General features: G+C 71.5%; 15 protein-coding genes. 5 read left to right on the plus strand and 10 right to left on the minus strand.

Annotated elements, in window-relative coordinates; translation table 11 throughout:
* Positions 1-112 precede the first annotated feature (112 nt).
* From FRCN3DRAFT_RS0205950 to FRCN3DRAFT_RS49210, 3 genes are all read right to left on the minus strand, one after another.
* Positions 113-766, minus strand: coding sequence for a single-stranded DNA-binding protein (locus tag FRCN3DRAFT_RS0205950; RefSeq protein ID WP_007516942.1), 654 nt, complete (start codon positions 764-766; stop codon positions 113-115).
* A gap of 28 nt (positions 767-794) precedes the next feature.
* Positions 795-1121 carry a 30S ribosomal protein S6 gene (rpsF, locus tag FRCN3DRAFT_RS0205955; RefSeq protein ID WP_027140301.1) on the minus strand — a complete coding sequence of 109 codons (327 nt, stop codon included), beginning with the start codon at positions 1119-1121 and terminating at the stop codon, positions 795-797.
* Between the two features lie 201 nt (positions 1122-1322).
* Positions 1323-1634 carry a hypothetical protein gene (locus tag FRCN3DRAFT_RS49210; RefSeq protein ID WP_007516944.1) on the minus strand — a complete coding sequence of 104 codons (312 nt, stop codon included), beginning with the start codon at positions 1632-1634 and terminating at the stop codon, positions 1323-1325.
* Positions 1635-1825: 191 nt separating this feature from the next.
* Here FRCN3DRAFT_RS49210 and FRCN3DRAFT_RS53885 point away from each other — a divergent pair, with 191 nt between their 5' ends.
* Positions 1826-2182 (plus strand): hypothetical protein, encoded by a 357-nt coding sequence (locus FRCN3DRAFT_RS53885; protein WP_157845175.1) that lies wholly within the window; start codon positions 1826-1828, stop codon positions 2180-2182.
* A 63-nt stretch (positions 2183-2245) separates the two neighbouring features.
* Here the strand turns inward: FRCN3DRAFT_RS53885 and FRCN3DRAFT_RS0205970 are convergent, their stop codons facing one another.
* The 5 genes from FRCN3DRAFT_RS0205970 to FRCN3DRAFT_RS0205990 form a co-directional block, all read right to left on the minus strand.
* Complete coding sequence (locus FRCN3DRAFT_RS0205970; protein WP_007516946.1) at positions 2246-3481, minus strand: hypothetical protein; 1236 nt, start codon at positions 3479-3481, stop codon at positions 2246-2248.
* Positions 3478-5523 carry a glycosyltransferase family 87 protein gene (locus FRCN3DRAFT_RS0205975; RefSeq protein ID WP_007516947.1) on the minus strand — a complete coding sequence of 682 codons (2046 nt, stop codon included), beginning with the start codon at positions 5521-5523 and terminating at the stop codon, positions 3478-3480. The genes FRCN3DRAFT_RS0205970 and FRCN3DRAFT_RS0205975 overlap by 4 nt, the downstream gene beginning before the upstream one ends.
* Before the next feature lie 246 nt (positions 5524-5769).
* Positions 5770-8496: a transglycosylase domain-containing protein gene (locus FRCN3DRAFT_RS0205980; protein ID WP_232793939.1), complete on the minus strand. Its 2727-nt coding sequence runs from the start codon at positions 8494-8496 to the stop codon at positions 5770-5772.
* 664 nt (positions 8497-9160) lie between these two features.
* Entirely contained in the window at positions 9161-10234 is a 1074-nt protein-coding gene (locus FRCN3DRAFT_RS0205985) for an inositol-3-phosphate synthase (RefSeq protein WP_007516949.1), read from the minus strand.
* Positions 10235-10305: 71 nt separating this feature from the next.
* Positions 10306-10977 carry a PadR family transcriptional regulator gene (locus tag FRCN3DRAFT_RS0205990; protein WP_007516950.1) on the minus strand — a complete coding sequence of 224 codons (672 nt, stop codon included), beginning with the start codon at positions 10975-10977 and terminating at the stop codon, positions 10306-10308.
* A gap of 392 nt (positions 10978-11369) precedes the next feature.
* Between FRCN3DRAFT_RS0205990 and FRCN3DRAFT_RS0205995 the strand changes: the two genes are divergently transcribed.
* The gene (locus FRCN3DRAFT_RS0205995; protein WP_007516951.1) at positions 11370-11804 is read left to right on the plus strand and encodes a DUF5318 family protein; all 435 of its coding nucleotides are present in this window, start codon (positions 11370-11372) and stop codon (positions 11802-11804) included.
* Positions 11805-11818: 14 nt separating this feature from the next.
* Here the strand turns inward: FRCN3DRAFT_RS0205995 and FRCN3DRAFT_RS0206000 are convergent, their stop codons facing one another.
* Positions 11819-13705 carry a substrate-binding and VWA domain-containing protein gene (locus FRCN3DRAFT_RS0206000; protein ID WP_007516952.1) on the minus strand — a complete coding sequence of 629 codons (1887 nt, stop codon included), beginning with the start codon at positions 13703-13705 and terminating at the stop codon, positions 11819-11821.
* 415 nt (positions 13706-14120) lie between these two features.
* Between FRCN3DRAFT_RS0206000 and FRCN3DRAFT_RS0206010 the strand changes: the two genes are divergently transcribed.
* Entirely contained in the window at positions 14121-15563 is a 1443-nt protein-coding gene (locus tag FRCN3DRAFT_RS0206010) for an MFS transporter (protein WP_007516953.1), read from the plus strand.
* A 9-nt stretch (positions 15564-15572) separates the two neighbouring features.
* On the opposite strand, the gene FRCN3DRAFT_RS42900 is transcribed toward FRCN3DRAFT_RS0206010, so the two are convergent.
* Positions 15573-17117, minus strand: coding sequence for a CCA tRNA nucleotidyltransferase (locus tag FRCN3DRAFT_RS42900; protein WP_051466156.1), 1545 nt, complete (start codon positions 17115-17117; stop codon positions 15573-15575).
* Between the two features lie 274 nt (positions 17118-17391).
* On the opposite strand from FRCN3DRAFT_RS42900, the gene FRCN3DRAFT_RS0206020 reads away from it, so the two are divergent.
* Both FRCN3DRAFT_RS0206020 and FRCN3DRAFT_RS0206025 read left to right on the plus strand, forming a co-directional pair.
* Complete coding sequence (locus tag FRCN3DRAFT_RS0206020) at positions 17392-17862, plus strand: NUDIX hydrolase (RefSeq protein WP_027140303.1); 471 nt, start codon at positions 17392-17394, stop codon at positions 17860-17862.
* A gap of 23 nt (positions 17863-17885) precedes the next feature.
* On the plus strand, positions 17886-20501 hold the full coding sequence (locus FRCN3DRAFT_RS0206025; RefSeq protein WP_269799850.1) for a DUF6049 family protein: 2616 nt from the start codon (positions 17886-17888) through the stop codon (positions 20499-20501).
* The last annotated feature ends 29 nt before the right edge of the window (positions 20502-20530 follow it).

The following is a 20530-nucleotide window of genomic DNA, read 5'->3' on the forward strand; positions in this document are numbered from 1 at the left end:
TCCGGTCCCGGGCAGCATCGCGGCCTGGGCGAAGTCGCCAAGCGCGCGGCGGGCAGGCTCAGCCGGCTCGGCGCGCGCCGGGCGAGAGACGCCCGGACACCACGAACGGGCGCTAGAAGGGCGGCTCGTCGGAGTAGCCACCGGACGGCTGCGACCAGGGGTCCTCGACGGAGCCGCCGGAATAGCCGCCCCCCGAGGAGGACGAGCCACCGCCGCCACCGCCGCGGTAACCACCGCCGCCGCCACCGGGGCCGCTCGCGCCGCCGGCACCGGCCGCGCCGCCGTTGTAGCCACCGGCGCCAGCGGCGCCAGCGCCAGCACCAGCACCAGCGCTTGCGCCGCCTCGGTACCCACCGTCCGACGGGCCGTCGTAGCCGCCGCCACCGCCGGGACCGCCACCGCGCGCCGCGCGGACGACCTTGGCCGTCGCGTACCGCAGCGACGGGCCGATCTCATCGACGTCGAGCTCGATGACGGTGCGCTTCTCGCCCTCACGGGTCTCGAACGAGCGCTGCTTGAGTCGACCCTGGACGATCACGCGCGCGCCCTTGGTCAGCGACTCCGCGACGTGCTCGGCCGCCTGCCGCCAGATCGAGCAGCGCAGGAACAGCGGTTCGCCGTCCTTCCACTCGTTGGTGGCCCGGTCGAGCGTGCGCGGCGTCGAGGCGACCGTGAAGCTGGCGACGGCAGCCCCGTTCGGGGTGAACCGCAGCTCCGGGTCGCTGGTCAGATTGCCGACGACTGTGATGACGGTCTCACCGGCCATGGGATGTGCCCCCTGTCCCGCGGGTGTGTCAGGCGGCCGGCCGGCGGGCGACGCGCGGCTTCTTCGCGTCGGGCAGCCGGATGACCTTGGTGCGGATAACCGACTCGTTGAGCGTGAGCTGACGGTCGAGCTCGGCGACGACGTCAGGATCGGCGTGCAGATCGATGACGGCGTAGATGCCCTCGTGGCTCTTGCGGATCTCGTAGGAGAGCCGGCGCCGACCCCAGACGTCGACCTTCTCCACCGCGCCGCCGCCGTTGCGGACGACGGACAGGAACTGGTCGAGGGATGGCGCGACGGTGCGCTCCTCAAGATCCGGATCGAGGATGACCATCAGTTCGTAATGACGTGCCAAGGCTGAACCCACCTCCTGTGGACTCGGCGGCCACGGGTTGCACCCATGGCAGGAGGGAATGATGCGCGCTCTCGCTACCGCACCCCCGCTGCCGCGCCGTTGGTACCGGGACATCCCTGGTACCGGGGCCGTAGTGGTGGGTCACGGCGGAGAACGCGCCGACGGCGCCCGCGATAAGGCAAGCACCGTGCCGCGTCGAGCTTACTCGACGTGCTCGGCGTCCCGGCCGGGCAGGGCACCCCGGTCACCGGGCTGGCCGTCCGCCGCCGGCCCATACCACACGGTGCGCGCCCACCCCCAGACGACCGCGAGCAGGCCGACGATCGCGAGCAGGATGAGCAGGCCGCGCAGGTGCCGCCCGGGCGACGGGTCGACGGCCGCCAGCACGATGACGCACAACACGGCGGCGGCTGCCCCGCCGGCGAGCGGGTAGGCCAGCGCGTTCCTGGCCCGCTCGCCGTCGCCGGCCGGGCCTCCGGCCGGGCGTCCTTCTAGGTCACCGCCTGTACTCATCGTCCCCATCCTGGCGCACTCACGACGCGATTCGCCTCGTGGTGGCCGTATCGGCGGGGCGCGTCGCCCGCCGACGGCGCTCGGCCCGCTCGCCCACGCCGCGCTCCCCAACATGACCGTCACTCTGGGTTACCGTCCGCGCGATGCCAGCGCACGGACGGGCCGACCCGGGGTAAGGAGTGGCGACGGCGGTGGTGACCTCGCATCGGCAGCGGCCGGCGCACGGCGCGGACGAGGCGCCCGTGATGCCGTACCCGGCACAGGCCATGGCCACGTTGCTCGCTGGTGTCGTCGTGGCCGGGTTCGTCCTGGTGGCGGGCGGCGCGTTGGCGCCGCCCGCCGGGGGCACCGAGCCATCCACCTCGGGCCGGTTGGCGGCGCGGCCGACCTCGACGGCGGCCGCGCCGCCACCGCCGGCCGCGGCGCCGACGCCCACGGTCAGTCCGGCACACGGGCCGGTGGCCCAGCCGCCATCTCCAAAACGACTACCCACAGTGACGGAGAAACTGGTTCGAGGCGGGGGCTCGCCGACGCCCGGTCGGCACTGACCGGCCCGACTGGGCCGACTGGGCCGAGTCCAACCCGACTCGACTCGACGGCATGGTCGTCGGTCAGTCGACCCAGCGGCCCTGGGTGAAGGCGACCACGAAGGCGGCCATCACCGGACCGGACAGCCACAGGTAGGCGGGCGCCGCCCGGGGGAACCGGCCGGCGAGCCGCGCGAGCAGCAGGTAGACCGGGAACGCGACCAGCATCGTGCGCACGCCCGACGCGTAGTAGTTGGTCGCGGCCATCAGCACCGTGGCGGTACCGATGAACGTCGCCTCGGCCCACCGGCGGCTGTACAGCAACGCGATCGTGACCACGATGCCGAGGACCACGGCCAGCAGCTCGGCCCGCCAGAACCAGGTGAACGTCGTCGAGCCGTCCGGCCCCGGGAAGGCCGACTCCCAAGTCGCCTTCCAGCCCGACCATGGCCAGTCGACCCAGCGGTGCCAACCCTCGCGCATCGCGACCGTGTATGCGTTCCACTCCCCGGTCTTGCCATGCAGGTACCAGAGGAAGCCGAACACGGGCAGCGGCGGGAGCGCCAGCGACAGCGCCGGCAACGCCAGCACCGGCAGCCCGGCCCGGCGACGTTCGACGAGGTACAGCACGACGAGCCCGCACCACAGCGGAATGCCGGTGACCCGGGTCGCGGCGGCGCCGGCGGCGAGCGCGCCGGCGAGCCACCACCGGCCGCGCCGGCCGGCGAGCCACGCGGTGCTCGCGAACGCCAGGAAAAGCGCCTCGGAGTAGCCGGCGAACAGGAACACGGCGTACGGCGCGAAGATCATTGCCAGCACCGCCGCCCGGCCGGCGGCCGGGCCGCCGTCGTCCGTGGCCAGCCGCCAGATCGCCGCGGCCGAGACCGCCCCGGCCAGGAACACGACGATCAGTCCCGCGACGATCCAGTTCGGCACGACGTAGTGCACCAGCCGGATGGCGAGCGGGAAGGCCGGGAAGTCGACCTCGGTCTTGTCGGAGTAGTGCGGCGAGACGTAGCCATAACGCGCCACCTTGGTGAACAGGCCGACGTCCCAGCGGTCCCACAGCTCGGTGAACCGGGGCACCTGCCCCAGCGCGCCCTCGACCACGACCCGCGCCGCGGCGAACGACAGCAACGCGACCGCCACCCGGCTGGCGCACCACAGCGGCAGCGTCGCCCGCGCCGACTCTGGCAGCCGAGCCCACCACCCACTCGCGGACGACGACAGCCGGGCCAGCGAGGTTGCCGAATCCGGCGGGCCCGGCGGCGCCGACGGGCCCGCCGGGTCCACCGGGTCCACCGGGTGCAGGGGTCTCACTGGGGTTCGGGATCAGTCCGCCGCGGCCGGAACAGCGCGCCAGGTTCCAGGACGTCGCCGTCGGGCGCGCCGGTGGGACCGGCCGCGCCGCCGGGAGCGCCGGGAGCGCCGCCTCCGTCGGTCTGCCCGCGATCGTCGGCGACCGTCGCCGCATCGGCCCAGAGGCCACCGGAGCTGGACGGGCCGTCGACGACCTCACCGACGAGGACCCGCGCCGGCCGCCGGTGCGGGCCGTAGGCATCCGCGGCTTCGTCCAGAACGCCGCCGGCCGGGTCGTCCACCCCACTGGCCCGGACGACGTCGAGCTCGGGGCGCAGGATCTCGCGGACGACGAGACCAGCGAGTACCAGCAGCACCAGGTCACGCAACGCGACCGCGCCGACGAACCAGCCACGGGCGACCCCGCGTGCCCCGTTGGTGTCGTTGTAGATGAAGTGCATGAAGCGCATGAACAGCAGGTAGGCCTCGGCGGCCTGCCAGACCAGGAACGCGCGCCACTTCGGTCTCGCCAACGCGTACAGCGGCAGCAGCCACAGCGTGTACTGCGGCGAGAACACCTTGTTGGTCACCAGGAACGCGACCACGAGCAGGAACAGGACCTGCGGCAGGCGCGGGCGGCGCGGCGCGAACCAGCACAGCCCGGCGATCGCGGCGATCGAGGCGATGAGGGCGATCGAGGTGAGGGCGTTCAGCACCGACACCGAGATGCCGTGGTCACGCACCGCCGTCAGCACGACCGGCGTGGCGATGACCACGACCAGCCAGGCGGCGGCGCCCACGGCCAGCGTCGCCCCGCGGACGGCGCCACTCGCTCCACTCGCGCCAGTCGAGACGCCGGCCGAGTCATCCGCCTCGTCGTCCCCGGACTCGTTCCAGCGCGCGCGTACCAGTGGGCCGGCTGCGACGGCGGCGAGGCCGAACGTGGCCAGCGCGATGACGATCAGGTGCGGACCACCGAACCAACCGGGGTCGTACGCCCCGGACAGCCACTGCACCGCGAACGCGAGCGAGTCCCAGTCGGCGGGGCGGTGCTCGTTGAGGTCGATGAAGCGCGCCACCGCGTTCTGGGCGCCGCCCGCGTGCCCGTCGAGCATGCCGAACCAGCCGCCGGACCCCAGGCTCGACAGGATGCCGTCGTGCGACTTCTTGTCACCGATGAAGTAGCCGGCGATCAGGTAGGTCGGCAGCACGACGACGGCGACGGTCGCCGCGGTGGCGGCGACCAGCCGGCCGAAGGCCCGCAGCTGGCCGGTGCGCAGGCACAGCATGCCGATCGCGACGAGGAAGAACACCGGGTAGAGCTTGGTGGCCACTCCGAGGCCGAGCAGGACGCCGGCGGCCACCGGCGCCCGTCTGGACCAGGCGTAGACGGCCAGCGCCCCGAACGCGACCGCGACGATGTCCCAGTTGGTCAGCAGGTGCAGCACCATCGTGGGCGCGAGCGCGAACAGCGCCGCGTCCCAGACCCGCCTTCGGCCGGCGGTCTTCGCGACGGCGACGACCGCCGCGCAGGCGAAGCAGAGGAAGACCAGCGCGGTCAGGTCGTAGAACAGCGCGGACCGGGCGTCGATGGTCCAGTGGTCGATGACCTGGTCACCGTTCTCGGTCCGGTAGACCGGCCGCTGCGACGGCGCGACCCGCGAGACGGCGGCCACCACCTCCATGGTGGCGCCGATCAGCGGCGGGTACTCGGTCGGGTAGTCAAGGTAGGGGACCTTCCCGTCCTTGAGGCCCTCCTGCGAGTAGAGCGCGACGACGTCCGAGTAGCACATCCGCGTGTACTGGTACTCGTGTGTCCAGTTCCGGGTGTCCCGGCAGGTGGACTTCTGCGCGTAGCCGAGGCCGCACACGACGATCGTCAGTGCGAGCAGCACCCGCACCGGCGTCCACCAGGTCCACCGGTCGGGCAGCACCGCGTGCCGCCCCGGCGGCCCACCGATGAGCTCGCTCGCGCCCCGCGCCATCGGATCCTCGAGGCTGGGGCTCACCGCCTCGTCCGCCGTCATAGCCCGGTCGGTGACCGGTGCGTCGGGGGTCGTCATACCGGCCGCCTCATCCGCGCCCCGCTGTCATGCGCCCATTGTGATACACGCTCCGGTCCGCCCTGACTCCGGCGATCCTGACTCCGACAATGCCTGCACCTTGGCTGGCGGGCTCGCCCGTCTGCCGCCGCCCGGTCGGCCACCCTTCGAGGGCCGACGGCGGCGGCCAGGAAGGCCGGCGACGGCGCACGCCGCCGCCACCGGCTTCTCCCTGGTCAGCCCATCCGCCGTCCCCGGTCCGGATCCCTATCCGACGTGGAAGATTCCGCCGCCCCCGGCGGGGGTGGGACTGGGCGTGGGGGCGGCGGTCTCGGTCGTGCCGTCACCGCCGCCGTTGCCACCGCCGTTACCGCTGCCGTCTCCGCTAGTGCCGCTGTTGGTCCCCCGGCCGCGGTTGATGCCGAGCGGGTCCAGCGGGTTGTAGGTCATGCCGGGCAGACCGGGCAGCTGGCCGTCGGTCGGCGACGTCGGCAGGTCGGGCGTCGGGGTCGGCGACGGGGAGGCGTTCGTGATCTCGCCGCCGTAGACCGGCGGATCGAACTTCTCGGCCGGCTGGCCCTTGAGCGCGGCGTCCATGAAGACCTTCCAGATCTTCGCCGGCCAGTCCCCGCCGTAGACGCCCGGGCCCGTGATCGCACCGGCGACATGCGCCAGTGACTGGTCCGGCAGTGGATGGCCGTCCTTGTCGACCTTGGCGTCTCCGCGGAACATGTTCACGCAGGCCGCGATGTTGTTCGAGCCCGCTGTGTAGCCGCAGAACCAGGCGGAGCGGTACTCCTGCACGGTGCCGGTCTTGCCGGCGGCCTGCCGGCCATCGGCGAGCTTCGCGTTGGTCTTGCCGGTGCCGTTCGGGCTCGCGATCACCTGCTCCAGCGCGTACGTCGCGTCGTTGACGACGTTGGGGGGGAGGACGGTCGCCGCTTCCGACTGGCCCTGGTAGATGACGTGGCCGTCATTGTTCAGGACCTTGTCGACGATGTGCGGGGTCGTGCGCACACCACCGCTGGCCAGCGTGCTGTAGACCGAGACCATCTCGGTGGCGTGCACCGAGTCCTGGCCGAGCGTGACACCGGCGACGTTGTCCAGTGGGGACGTGACGCCCAGATCCTTCGCCATCGCGATGACCTTCGAGACGCCGATGCTCTGGCCGAGTGGCACGTACACCGTGTTCAGCGATGCCGCGGTGGCGGTGGCGAGATCGGTGTACCGGAAGTTGGGATCGCCCTCGTCGTTGTGGACGACGTAGTCACCCTCCGTCGTGGTGCCCTTCAGCGTCACCTCGTCCGGCGCCTCATATGTCGATTTCAGGCTCGCGCCGTTGCTCAGCGCCGTTATCAGGGTGACGGCCTTGAAGGTCGAGCCGGACGGGATCGCCGCCCCGGAGACGTTGTCCAGGTACTGTTCCTGGCCGGTCGTCGGACTCTTGCCGTACAACGAGCCGCCGTACCACGCCAGTACCTTGCCGGTTTTCGGGTCGACGGCGACCAGGCCCGTCTTCAGGTTCGACAGCTTCGGGTAGACGGGACCGATCACGCTGTTGACCGCGTTGAAGGCCGCCGCCTGGCGGCCGTAGTCGATCGTCGTCGTGATCCGCAGCCCGGCGGTGCTGACCTGGTCCTCGGAGATGCCGTGCGCCTCGAGCTCGCGGATGACCTGGTCCTGAATGTATCTGCCCTGGTCGGAGCTGTTGGAGTTGTTCTTCTTGTCCAGGACGTTCTCCGGGTAGGCCGGTTTCTCCTTCAGCCAGCCTTCGGAGATCATCGTGTTGATGACCTCGTTCCACCGCTGCTTGGCCTTGTCCGGGTTCTTCTTCGGGTCGAGGTTGTTCGGCGAGCGGATGAGGCCCGCGATGACGGCGCCCTCGGCGGCCGTGAGCTGGCTGGCGGGCTTGCCGAAGTAGGCCTGGGAGGCGGCCTCGATGCCGTTCGTCTCCCGCCCGAAGTAGATCGTGTTCAGGTAGAACTCGAGGATCTGGTCCTTGGAGTACTTCTGGTCCAGCTTGACCGCCATCACGATCTCCTTCATCTTGCGGGAGAACGTGCGGTCCTGGGTGAGGAAGGCGTTCTTCACGTACTGCTGGGTGATCGTCGAGCCGCCCTGCTGGACACCGCCGCCCTTCACGTTGGCGACCATGGCGCGCGCGATACCGCGGTACGAGATGCCCGGCTCGTTGTAGAAGTTGTGGTCCTCGGCGGCGAGCACCGCGTGCTGGGCGTCCTTGGAGATCTGCGACAGCGGCACGTTCTGGCGGTCGACCGTGCCGATCCTGGCCAGCTCCTGCTGGCCGCCGGCGTAGTAGATCACGGAGGTCTGGTCGCCGGTCTTGATCTCGTCGGGCAGCGGCACCTTGGTCATCGAGTACAGGATCGCGAGCCCGGCGACGACCAGCAGCGCGCTGGACAGCGAGCCGAACACCACCAGCCGACGTAGCCACAGCGGCCGTGCCCGCCACCACTTGGGCCCATGCGTGCCGAGCCTGCGCCCCGGCTTGGCGCCCGCCGCCGCGGCGGCGCGCCTGGGACCGGTGCCGTCGGGACCGGTCAGACCGTCCGGGCCCGCCGGGCGGCGGTGGTTGCCGGAGCCCGCCGGCCGACGCGGCCCCACCTGGGTCGCGCCGTCCGAGGCGACGCGGCGATAGGTGGTGGCCTGGTCGTCGCGATCGCTCAGCTCGATCCGGCTGAGCGCGGCCTGGTCGACGGTGTCGTAGAGGGCGTCCTGCTCGGCCGGGTGCATCGGCCGGCGACCCCGGTCGGAGACCCCCCGCGTCCTGCTGTCGACGGCCATGGTGGTGGTGGCCCCGCCGCGCGCGCGGTTGGCCGTGGCGCGCGGGTGATAGGACGGGCGGTCCGACGGCTGCTCGCCGGCCGCGGCGCGGGCGCCGGTCCGGTCTCCGCGGCCGGCGACCGGCCGGCGGCCGGTGGGGGTCGCGCCGCCAGTCTGGCCGGGGGCAGCACCCGCTCTGGGAGCGCCCACCGGGCGGGGACCGCCGTTCGGGCCGGGGCGCGGGCCACGGCCGGCGACCGGCCGCTCGGGCCGGGCCGTCTCGTCCGCGCGCTCGGGCCGACCCATACGGTCGGGCCGGCCCGGCAACTCGTCGAGGTCCGGCCGCTCATACCGGTCAGGTCGTCCAGGGCGAGCACGGCCGTCATAGTCGCGTGGGCCGCCGGCGGCGTCATCCAGGTAGCCGCCCGCTGGGGGCGCTGGGCGCCGACGGACCGGTTCCTGATCGTTCGGCAGGCTCAAAGCCGTCCCGTCCTTCCCGCACCGCGACCGGGGCAAGGTAGGAGGCTCGGTCGCGTTCGGTACATGGCAGCCCAGGATCTCATGCCAGCCCGACCGCCCCGGCAGGCACCCCTGCCCCGATCACTTGCCTCTACCGCGCTGTCGTCCTCAGGCCCCGGTCACCTGTCGTCCAGGCGGTGGCCGGAGCCCGAAAACCCAGCGTCCGGCACCGGACGCCTCCCAGGCAGACGCGTCAGGCCATCGGGAAGTTGCCTCGCGGCGGGTTTGCCGGGCAGGTGCGCTGACTTGCGCCGAAACGGCGACGAGGGCCGGGCATCCCCCTCCGGATGCCCGGCCCTCGTCGCCGTGCGTAACCGACCGCATGCGCGGCCGTCTCCTACTCCTCGCCGAGTTCCTACTCCTCGTTGAGGATGAAGGCTTCCACCTTGTCCCGGGCGACGCTGTCGCGGTACTGCTCCGGCGGGGACTTCATGAAGTAGCTCGACGCCGACAGGATCGGGCCGCCGACGCCCCGGTCGAGGGCGATCTTCACGCAGCGGACGGCGTCGATGACGACGCCGGCGCTGTTCGGGGAGTCCCAGACCTCGAGCTTGTACTCCAGGTTCAGCGGCACGTCACCGAACGCGCGGCCCTCGAGCCGGACGTAGGCCCACTTGCGGTCGTCGAGCCACGCGACGTAGTCCGACGGGCCGATGTGGACGTTGTCCTTGCCGAGGTCGTGCGAGAGCTGGGAGGTGACCGCCTGGGTCTTGGAGATCTTCTTGGACTCCAGCCGCTCGCGCTCGAGCATGTTCTTGAAGTCCATGTTGCCGCCGACGTTGAGCTGCATCGTGCGGTCCAGGATGACGCCCCGGTCCTCGAACAGCTTGGCGAGCACCCGGTGGGTGATGGTGGCGCCGACCTGGGACTTGATGTCGTCACCGACGATCGGCACGCCCGCGGCACGGAACTTCTCGGCCCACTCGGGGACGCCCGCGATGAAGACCGGAAGGCAGTTGACGAAGCCGACGCCCGCGTCGATCGCGCACTGGGCGTAGAACTTCGCCGCGTCCTCGGAGCCGACCGGCAGGTAGCAGACCAGCACGTCCGCCCGGGTCGAGCGCAGGACCTCGACGACGTCCACCGGCTGCTCGTCGGACTCCTCGACGGTCAGGCGGTAGTACTTGCCAAAGCCGTCGTAGGTGTGGCCGCGGGAGACGGTGATGCCCGTCGGCGCGACGTCAGCGATCTTGATCGTGTTGTTCTCGCTGGCGACGATCGCCTCGGCCAGGTCGCGGCCGACCTTCTTCGCGTCGATGTCGAACGCGGCGACGAACTCGATGTCGGAGACGTGATAGTCACCGAGCTTCACGTGCATGAGCCCGGGTACCTGGTCGGACGGGTCGGCGCCGCGGTAGAACTCGACCCCCTGGACGAGAGACGCAGCGCAGTTGCCCACGCCGACGATGGCGACACGAACCGAACCCATGACGGTCTGCTCCTTCTGACTACTCGGGAATATGTGTGCAGGACCGGATGCGCCGCGCCGGCAGGCGAAGCTCACCGGGCCCCTGGGACCTCACCGTCGGGGTCCTGGGACGTTGCAGGGGGTGGCGTCAGCGGCGGAACGAGCGGCCGAGGCGCCGACGGCTGCGCGGAGGGTTGAGACCCTGGCTCTGGCAGATCCAGATTCGCCGCCCCCGGCCGGGCCTGGGCGCGTTCGGTCTCGATCAGCTCGGTGAGCCAGCGAACCTCGCGCTCGACGGATTCCAATCCGTGGCGCTGCAGCTCGAGCGTGTAGGTGTCGAACCGCTCCCGGGTGCGCGAGAGCGCGGAGCGGACCTTCTCGCGCCGCTCCTCGAGCCGGTTGCGCCGGCCCTCGAGGATGCGCAGCCGCACCGCGGCGTCCGTCTTGCCGAAGAAGGCGAAGCGGACGCCGAACATCTCGTCTTCCCACGAGGACGGGCCGCCCTCGCCAAGCAGCTCCGCGAGCCGCTCCTTGCCCTCGGCGGTGAGGGTGTAGACGACCCGGCTGCGCCCACCGATCCGGCTCGCCGCGCCGGCGTCGTCGGCGGTCACGTAGCCCTCGGCCTGCAGCTTGCGCAGGCCCGGGTACAGCGAGCCATAGCTGAACCGGTGAAAGGCGCCGAGCACGGCCGCGAGCCGCTTGCGCAGCTCGTACCCGTGCATCGGGCTCTCGGCGAGGATTCCGAGCACCGCGAGCTCCAGCACCGCGTGCCCTCCCTCCGCATCGCCGTCGCCGTCTGACCTGCCAGGAACAGCCAGGGCGCCTCAGCTCCGCGCCCTGACCTCTCACCTCGACTGTGTCGGCTCGACTGTGTCGGCCCAACATGTCGACTCAACATGTCGTCCGAACATATCGAGGCGATACATCGACCATAGACGAGTCGGGACGACCATGGCAACAGGGGATGTCTCACTGGCGTCCGGCCAGAGGCACACGAGTGACGCCCGATCTATCTGGCCTGGTCACGCACGGACCCGGAGCTCCTGGCGGATCGGGCCGCCGCTTGCCCGCCTGGTCCCGGCTCGCGCCGAACGTCACGACAAGCGCTCATTTCGGCTATGGCGGAGCGGTGGGGGGCCGGAGGTACCGTGACTGCATGGGACCGCGGTCGGTCATCGACTACGCGCTCGTCCGCCGGGCGACGCTGGCCGACCTGCACGCCGGACGGGTCTCCCAGCAGGACGTCTGCGACGCCAACCCGTACCTGCTGCGGGCGGCGCGCCACCACGGCGAACAGACCAGCAAGAGCTGCCCGGTCTGCCACGCGGGCGACCCCCAGCGTCCGAAGCCCGGCGAGCCGCTCGTGCATGTCACGTACAGCTACGGCGACGAACTCGGTTCGACCTCCGGGCGGGCCTGGGCGTCGAGTGACCTCCCCGAGCTGGCCGCCCGGTTCAGCGATCTGCAGATCTACGTCGTCGAGGTGTGCGCCTCGTGCGGCTGGAACCACCTCGTGACGAGGTACACCATCGGCACCGGGGGCCCGCCGGTCCGGCGCGCCGCTCGTCGCGCCGCGCCGGACCGGAACTGACGACCGGACGGAACCTAACGATCCGTAAGGGCGTTGACCATCACCTGGAAGATCGAGTTGGGATCCTGGGCGGGGTAGTACTTGGAGCCGGTCGCCTCGGAGATCTGGTTCAGGGCGCTCTGGTCGACGTCCGCGCCGTAACCGATCGTGATGATGTGGACGGGCCTTTTCGGGTCGAACTCGTTCTTCAGCGTCTGGATCAGCTGGGCGAGGGTCAACGTGCTGGACTTGTCCTCGTCCTGTCCGTCCGTCAGCAACACGACCTGGTTGGGCTTCTCCGGCTCGTACTGCGCGGACAGCGCTCGGAACGCGGCGAGGGCGGTCACGTAGAGGCCGGTGCTGCCCTTCGCCCGCATGCCGTCGATCGCGGTGAGGAGCGCCTGCTCGCGAGGCACACCGGCCACCGACTCGCTCATCAGCCCGACCGGCACCAGATCTCGGTACGGTTTGGCGCCGTCGAGGCCGGTCGAGAACTGCCAAAGCCCCAGGCGGCTGTCCTTGGCGAACAGCGGGATCGCCGCATGCGCCGCCGCGACGGCGATCTGTAGCCGGGTCTTGCCACCGCTTTCCGGCACTATCAGGTCCATCGACCCGGACGTGTCGAAGACGGCCAGAGTGTTACCGCGCTGGTGAATGCCCAGGAAGGTGCGCCGGGCGCCGTCGATCGTCTTACCGTCGAGATCGGTGCGTGGCGTGGTCCGTAGCGCCGGGACGAACCCCGCCTTCTCGGTGAGTCTGGAGTTGGTCCGGTCAGGCGAGCGATAGCCCGCGGCGGCCAGGGTCGCCTGGCCGGAAGATCCGGTCAGCTCGGCCAGGAAGTCCTGGGCGGCGGCCGCGCGGTCGGAGCCGGCGGGCAGCGCCAGCGGCTGGTAGGTGGCCTCGTCGACGACCAGACCGTCGGTCGGGTAGGCGGCGGCGAGCGGGACCTCCGCCGGATCGTGGCCGTACTGCCCGCCGGGGAGCGCGTCCGCGTCCGCGTCCGCGTCCGCGTCGTCCGCGGTCGCGGTGCCGGTGCCCATGTTCACCTGGTAGACGAGGCTTTCCGGCAGTACGAGCGCGGACATGTGCGCCGGCGCATCCTTGCCCCAGCCGATGTAGGCGGAGACCAGGTCGGTGTCCGAGTCGGTGACCAGGTCGGCGCCGCGCTCGAAGGTGAGGATCGCGCCCTTGGTGTTCAGGTCGCCGGAGAACTGCTCCGCCGTCAGGGCCGACGACGGTTGGCCCACGTTGCTCGCGACGACGTTGAGAACCGCCGCGAGCCCGGCGGACGACGTCTCCGGGCTGGGGAATCCGATCTTGAATGTGCCCCACTCCGGATGCCCGCGGTCGGCCCAGAACGAGGCCGAGCCCTCGTTGGCCCGCAGGTCGGCCCAGCTGAGCTGGCGGCCCGGCCAGCCGAGCGCGGTGGCCATCGGCCGCGGCATCGCGAGCACGACCGGCGAGCTCGCCACCACCGTCCCGCCCTCGCCGAGCATCTTGGCGCCGGCGGCGCTGGTCTTCGCCAGCGCCATCCAGTCGGCCGACTCGGGTACCCAGACGTCGGGCGCCGCGCCGTAGGCGGAGTCCGTCCAGCCGGCGGCGATCGCGCTCGCGGTCTGACCGCTGTCGACGGTCTCCACCTTGACCCGGACGCACTTGCCGAGCACCTGGTGGTGTCCGTTGTTGTAGCCCGTGGCGGCCTGGGTCAGCGCCGTGGTCAGGGCCGGCCCGGTACGCACGCTGATCATCATCGTCGCCGCGCAGGCACCGCCCGCGCCCTTGCCGCCCAGCAGCCGGGTGCCGGTGAGGTAGCCGCCGCCGGCCAACAGCAGCACCACGAGCGCCGGGATCAGGATCCTCGCCGGTCGGGTGGAGCGCTCATCCGCGACACGATGACGGGAACGATGACGTGCATCGGCCATCGGGCGGGACCTCCGCGGGCTGCCTCGGTTAAGGGTCCGCGGCGACGCCGGGCCCCGCCACTGTCTGGCGCGACCACGGCCCTCCGGGGACGAGAGGCCGAACATAACGCATAGTGAAGGATCATCGCGACCCTCAACACACGTTGTGACATAGTTGGGCCATCGTTCCCGCCCGTGGGCCACGTTTCGTGACAGTTGCCCGACGCAGAACGACGATGGGCTGGCTCGCGATGACACAGAGTGGTGTCGTCGACCGCCCCCTGGACAACGGGCCCCAAGCTGGCACCCTCGGCGACGCGGATTCCGCCAGCCCTCAGGACACCACGCCCGCGCCCCGCCGCCCGGGCACTGAACGGATGCCCAACCAGCACCTCCCGCACGTTTCCCACCCGACCGGCTTCTAGGCTGCTGGGCTATGGGATGGGCCGGAAAACTGCGGGAGCTGCTGGGCGTGCCCGGGTTCCGGGCGCTGTACGCCGCCAGGCTGACCTCGCAGACCGCCGACGGGATCTTCCAGGCCTGTCTCGTGAGTTACGTGCTGTTCTCCCCGGAACGAGCGGCTTCCCCCGGCGCGTTGGCCGCCTCGCTGGCGATCGTGGTGCTGCCGTTCAGCGTCATCGGGCCGTTCGCCGGGGTCGTGCTCGACCGGGTGTCCCGCCAACGGGTGTTGGTTGTGTGCTCGCTGACCAGGGCCGCGCTACTGATGATCCTGGTCACGCTGATCGCCGCCGGCCACACCGGCGCGGACTTCTACGTCATGGCGCTGGCCGTGGTCAGCGTCAACCGGTTCGTGCTCGCCGCGCTTTCCGCCGGCCTGCCGATAGTGATCGACGTCGACCGGCTGATCGGCGCGAACGCGCTGTCGGTCACGTCGGGCACGGTGGTGACGCTGGTCGGCGCGGGCGCCGGAAGCGGGCTGCGCAGCCTCACGGGCGGCAGCGACTCCTCGGTCGCACTGGTGGCCGGCCTGGCCGGCCTCGCCTATCTCGGCGCCGCGACGACGGCCGCGCGGCTGGCGAACCGGCACATGTTCGGCCCCGAGAAGATCATCGGCTGGGCCGGTATCACCACCCAGTTCCGCCAGGTGGCCCTCGACCTCGCCGACGGAGCGCGGGTGCTCTGGCGCACCGGACCGGTACGGCGGGCACTGGCCGCGCTGACCGCTTCCCGGGCGGCCTACGGGCTGGTGCTCGTCATGACGATCCTGCTGTACCGCAACTACTTCACCGGAACCGGCGGCGGGCTTGGCGGGCTCGCCGTCACCGTCGCGGCCAGCGGCGTCGGAACGGTGACCGCGGCCGTGGTCACCCCGAGGGTCACCGGCCGGATCCCCAAGGCCCGCTGGATCATGATCGTGCTCGTCGCCGGCGGCGTGGTGGAGATCGTGCTCGGTCTGCCGTTCTCGTCACCGCTGTTCGTCGCCGCCGGCCTGTTGCTCGGGTTCTCGGCGCAGGCGAGCAAGATCTGCGTCGACACGATCGTCCAGGAGGAGGTCCCGGACGCCTACCGCGGCCGCGCGTTCTCTCTCTACGATCTGCTGTTCAACGTCGCCTTCGTCGCCGCGGCCGCCCTGGCCGCCGTCGTAGTGCCGACGAACGGCCGTTCGTCGCCGACGATCGTCGCCGCCGGCCTTGGCTACCTGCTCGCGGGCGTCGTCTACTACCGCGCCGCCCGCCGCCACCTGGTCGACATGCGGATCCGGGCCGTCGGCGCGCCGGCTGGCCCGGCCCTGGACGAATCCCCGGCCATCTCGGTGCCGGTGGGACAGGCGGCGGCGGGGCAGGCGGCAGGCAGGCCGCCCGCCGCCCGTCCCGCCGCCGACGTCCTCGACGAGCCTGTCTCCGGCCGCCAGCAGTAACCCGCCCGGCTACTGCCCCTCGGCCTTGGCCTCGGCGTCACCCGTGGGCACGGGCGCCGACCCGGACGGCACCACGCCGTCGGCGGCCTCGCTGGGGATCTCCAGGCCGCGCTCGCGGGCCCAGCGCACCAGCTCCGCTACGGCCGCGTCGCGGCCGACCATGCCCATGTCGAAGCGGAAGTCGAGCATGTGCTGGCGCGCCTCACCGACGAGCCGGGACGGCCGCAGGCCGAGGATCTCCATGATGTCGTCGCCGGAGAGCTCCGGGCGGATCGCGGAGATCTCCTCCTGGGCGGCCAGCGCCGCGATCCGCTCCTCCAGCGAGTCGTAGTGGCGGGCGAGCATCGCCGCCTTGCGCTTGTTGCGGGTCGTGCAGTCGGAACGCACCAGCTTGTGCAACCGGCGCAGCTGCGGCCCCGCGTCGTGCACGTACCGGCGGACCGCCGAGTCGGTCCACTCACCCGTGCCGTAGCCGTGGAAACGCAGGTGCAGGAACACCAGCAGCGTGATCGCGTCGGCGACGTCCTTGGGGAAGCGCAGCGCGACCAGCCGCTTGCGGGTCATGTCCCGTCCGACCACCTCGTGGTGGTGGAACGAGACGCCGCCACCGGGCGCGTGCCGCCGGGTGCGCGGCTTGCCGATGTCGTGCAGCAGCGCGGCCCAGCGCAGCACCTCGTCCGGGCCGTCGTCCTCCAGGTCCATCGCCTGGCGCAGCACGGTCATGGTGTGCGCGTACACGTCCTTGTGCTGGTGATGCTCGTCGATCTCCATCCGCAGTCCCGGCAGCTCGGGCAGCGTGACGGCGGCGGCACCGACGTCGACCAGCCGCCGCAGACCGCCGACCGGGTCTGCGGAGACGACCAGCTTGCGCAGCTCGTCCCGGATCCGCTCCGGCGAGACGATCCGCAGCCGCTCGGCCCGGGCCGTCATCGCGTCGACCAGCTCCGGGGTGGGAACGAGGCCGAGCTGCGCCTCGAACCGGATCGCCCGCAGGATCCGCAGCGGGTCGTCGTCGAGCGAGACCTCGGGCGGCCCGGGGGTGCGCAGCACCGCGCGGGAGAGGTCGGCCATACCGCCGAACAGGTCGACGAACTGGTGGTCGGGGACCGACACCGCCATCGCGTTGACGGTGAAGTCGCGCCGGACCAGGTCGCCCTCGAGGCTGTCGCCGTAGGAGACGGTCGGGTTGCGCGAGTCACGGTCGTAGTTCTCGGCGCGGTAGGTGGTCACCTCGAGGCGGGCGCCGCGACGGGCGAGCCCCACGGTGCCGAAGGCGATCCCTGCCTCCCAGGTGGCCTCCGCCCAGGCACGCGTGATCTCCAGGACCCGCTCGGGCCGCGCGTCGGTGGTGAAGTCCAGGTCCGGGGCGCCACTGGTGCCGCCGACCCCGGTCAGGCGGCCCAGCAGCGCGTCCCTGACGGTGCCGCCGACGAGGTGCAGCGCGTGCCCGTGCGCCGCGAAGATCCGCCCGAGCTCGTCGGCGAGCGGCGGTACCTTCAGCATTCCGGCGACCACGCGCTCAGCCGAGTCGCGCGGGTTGTCGAGACTGATCACAGACACCTGCCTAGGGTAGCGGCCATCGTCGGCGCCCCCCACCGGTTTTCTGATCATGACCAGGACCGGCGCGGCGCACGGTTCCCACCGGGTCCGGTCTCACCGGCTTCGATCCGCCCCGCCGCCATCCGCATGGTTCGCCACCAGCTCAACCACCGCATCGACACCGAACCGGCTCCAACCATCGCCAACCGCGTCCGCCTGCCCCAGCCCTCATTCGGACAAGCCGGACAGTCGCCGGGGACGGCTCATCCGATGCTCGTACGATCGTTTTATGCCGGCGCCGTCCTCCTCCCGTGGCCGTCGCCGGCTGCGCCGGACGGAGGAGACGTCGGCCGGTGGTCTCGTGCTGGACGGCCGCTCCAGCCACGCGAACGCGGCTCTGATCGCCCGGCGGGATCGACGCGGCCGGCTGCTTTGGTCCCTGCCGAAGGGCCACGTCGAGGGCGGCGAGACCAACGAGGAGGCCGCGGTCCGTGAAGTCGCCGAGGAGACCGGCGTGACAGGGCAGATCGTGGCGCCGCTGGGCACCATCGACTTCTGGTTCGTCGCGGGCCGCTCGCGCGTGCACAAGACCGTGCACCACTACCTGCTGCTGCGCACCGCCGGCGAGCTGTCCGACGCGGACGTCGAGGTCAGCGCCGTCGCCTGGGTACCGCTCGACCAGGTGGCCGGCCGGCTCGCCTACGCCGACGAACGGCGGCTCCTGCAGGACGTTCCCGCGCTCCTGGCGGCCAGCGCGTGACCCACTCCGGCCCCCGGCAGCGGGTGGGCAGGCGGCCCGCGTACCTGGCGGCGGCGGTGGCGCTGGTGGCGACGCTGACCGGACTGCCGGCGGCGCCGTCAGCTGCTTCATCCACAGCATCCACAGGGTTGTCCACAGCCTCATCCACAGGCAGGACGGCGACGCCTTCCGCCGGCGCCTCGAGCGCTTCTGCCAGCTCGGGGACGGGCGCCGGGACGGGCGCGGCCGCGGCGGTAACGAAGACCAGCGTCGTCCTGGACAGCTACGTCCCGATCGCTTCTCCGGGGGTCCCGCTCTCGCTGAGCGGACACGTGGACCTGGCGCCCTCGGACTCGGGGCAGGATCTCGTGGTCGAGGTGGCGGTGATGAACGGTGGTGTCAGTGGCGTTGGCGGCCGCGCCAAGCTCGAAGAGGTGCGTGACAAGCCGACGAGCGTCACCTACCGCGCCCCGCTGAGCGAGGTGCCCCTCACGCCCGACCACACGTTCACGCTCGATGCCCAACTGGATCAGAAGGTGAGCAAGACCCAGCTGACGATCTATCCGATGCGGGTCTCGGTCATGAGGTCGGGAACCCTGATCGCCGCCGCCTACACGTTCCTCGTCTGGGCACCGCCGCAGCCGTCCGTGAAGCCGACCGCGATCTCGACCGTGCTGCCCATCTCGGCCCCCCCGAGACTGCGTTCGGACGGGATGCTGACCGACAACGGGCTGGCCGAGGACATCAAGCCGGCTGGCCGGCTGGCCAGGCTGCTGGAGGCGCTCGCCCCGACCAGCGGGCAGCGGTCCACGGTCGCGCTCGCCCTCGACCCGACGCTGTTGAAGACCCTGCAGGTGATGGCCGGCAGGGACACGTACGACGACATCGCGGCCGTGTGCACGACGGTCCGCGCGCCCTGCTATCGCTACGCGAGCCCGGGCGGCGTGCGGGAACAGCCTCCGAGCGCGGACGCGGCCACCTTCCTGGACCACCTGGGCGCGTTCGCTAGGACCCCTGGCAACACCGTGTTCGCGCTGCCCTGGGGCGACGTCGACCTCGCCGCGCTCGTCCACGCGGGCAAGCTCTACGACGCCAACTGGGCGGTGAACACGGGTCGCACGGTCGTCGCCGACGTGCTCGGCCCCGACGTCTCAGCCAACGTGAAGGTCGCCTACCCCGTGGACGGACTGGCCGACGACGCGACGCTGGCGTTCCTCGCCGATCAGACCGTCGGGATGTCGACCGTCATCCTGGACGACCGGCTGATCCCGGCGACCAGCAAGAACGTGACCCCCACCGCGCTCACCAGCCAGAAGACCTCGGCGGGCCCGATCCACGCGCTCGCCGCCGACTCGAAGCTGACCGAGCTGGTCACGACGCCAGCAGCCGAGTCGAACGAGCCGAAGGCCCTGGGCGACGTGCTCGCCGAGCTGGCCATGATCACCCTTGAGCGAGCGAGCCAGAGCCGTCTCACCGTGCTGGCGCTCCCCCGCGACTGGAACCCGTCGGCCGAGGTGGCCCGGCAGGTGCTGCAGGCCCTCGGCGCGCAGGCGAACCCCGGCTACCAGCCCTTCTACCAGCCGACGGTGCTGCCCACCGACCCCGTGGGCACGGCGGAGGCAGCGGGCCGGGTTGGAGGTTCGACCGGGGGTACCGCACCGTCCGCCACCACGACGACCGCGGGTACCACCCGCCGCGAGCCGACCTACCCGCAGTGGGCGGCCGACCGGGAGATCCCGACCTCCTATGTCGAGGCGGTCGAGCACCTGCGCGACGAGGCGGCGCTGCTCGACCCGGTCCTGTGCACGCGAGTCGTCTCCGAGGCCAACCCGGTGGTGACGACCAACCCCCCGAACTGCAAGCTGCGCGAGACCGTCGTCAAGCCCATGAAGGACACGCTGCTGACCGCGCTGTCGGTGAGCTGGCGCGCCGACCGCCCCGGTGCCGTGCGACTGAGCCAGGAGGTCGACGGCCGGACCAACCTGATCCGTTCGGGCATCCAGGTCGTCGCCTCGGCCAAGGTCACCCTGACCAGCCGCGAGGGCACGGTGCCACTGACCGTGAACAACCTCAGCGACACCCATGAGGGCAACGCGTACCCGATGACGGTCATGGTGTCCCTGTCGGCCAACGACAAGACCAGGCTGCGCTCGGCGTCCAGGATTCCCGTCACCGTCCAGCCGGGTGGCGTCAAGCAGGTACTGATCTCTGTCAGCTCCGACGCGGCGGGGTCGTTCCCCGTCTTCGTCCAGGTGCTGACGCCGGATGGCCAACAACGGCTGACGACCCAGCCGGCGCGGATCCTGGTGCGCTCCACCGCCTACGGCACGATCGCCACCGCGATCACCTACGCCGCCGTCGGGCTGTTCGCCGCCGCGGTCCTGCTGCGCCTGGTCCGCCGGCGCCGCCGGCGCTCAGGCGTAGGTCGCCACGACGGCGGCGGCTCCAACGGGCCGCCGAGCGGTGGGCCGCCCATCGACGAGCCCCCGGCAGTGGCCGACGTCACCGGAACCGGGCCGCATCCGACGTGGGCCACGGAGGCCACTGACCAGGCGACAACACCCGTGCGCCGGATCCAGGCGAACGCGGCAGGAACACAACGGACCGAGTCCCAACGCGCCTACGCTGGCGGGGTGCCAGCCAACCCGAGCGAGCCGTGAGCCCGGCCGACGGTCCCGACGGCCCCTCG

Origin of the sequence: Pseudofrankia saprophytica, assembly GCF_000235425.2 — a bacterium.
GTDB lineage: Bacteria > Actinomycetota > Actinomycetes > Frankiales > Frankiaceae > Pseudofrankia > Pseudofrankia saprophytica.

Coding starts and splice junctions, on each gene's coding strand:
- FRCN3DRAFT_RS0206020 (WP_027140303.1), top strand. CDS start 17,392: ATGCCGGCGCCGTCCTCCTCCCGTGGCCGTCGCCGGCTGCGCCGGACG.
- FRCN3DRAFT_RS0205985 (WP_007516949.1), bottom strand. CDS start 10,234: ATGGGTTCGGTTCGTGTCGCCATCGTCGGCGTGGGCAACTGCGCTGCG.
- FRCN3DRAFT_RS49210 (WP_007516944.1), bottom strand. CDS start 1,634: ATGAGTACAGGCGGTGACCTAGAAGGACGCCCGGCCGGAGGCCCGGCC.
- FRCN3DRAFT_RS0205950 (WP_007516942.1), bottom strand. CDS start 766: ATGGCCGGTGAGACCGTCATCACAGTCGTCGGCAATCTGACCAGCGAC.
- FRCN3DRAFT_RS0206000 (WP_007516952.1), bottom strand. CDS start 13,705: ATGGCCGATGCACGTCATCGTTCCCGTCATCGTGTCGCGGATGAGCGC.
- FRCN3DRAFT_RS0206010 (WP_007516953.1), top strand. CDS start 14,121: ATGGGATGGGCCGGAAAACTGCGGGAGCTGCTGGGCGTGCCCGGGTTC.
- FRCN3DRAFT_RS0205975 (WP_007516947.1), bottom strand. CDS start 5,523: ATGACGACCCCCGACGCACCGGTCACCGACCGGGCTATGACGGCGGAC.
- FRCN3DRAFT_RS0205995 (WP_007516951.1), top strand. CDS start 11,370: ATGGGACCGCGGTCGGTCATCGACTACGCGCTCGTCCGCCGGGCGACG.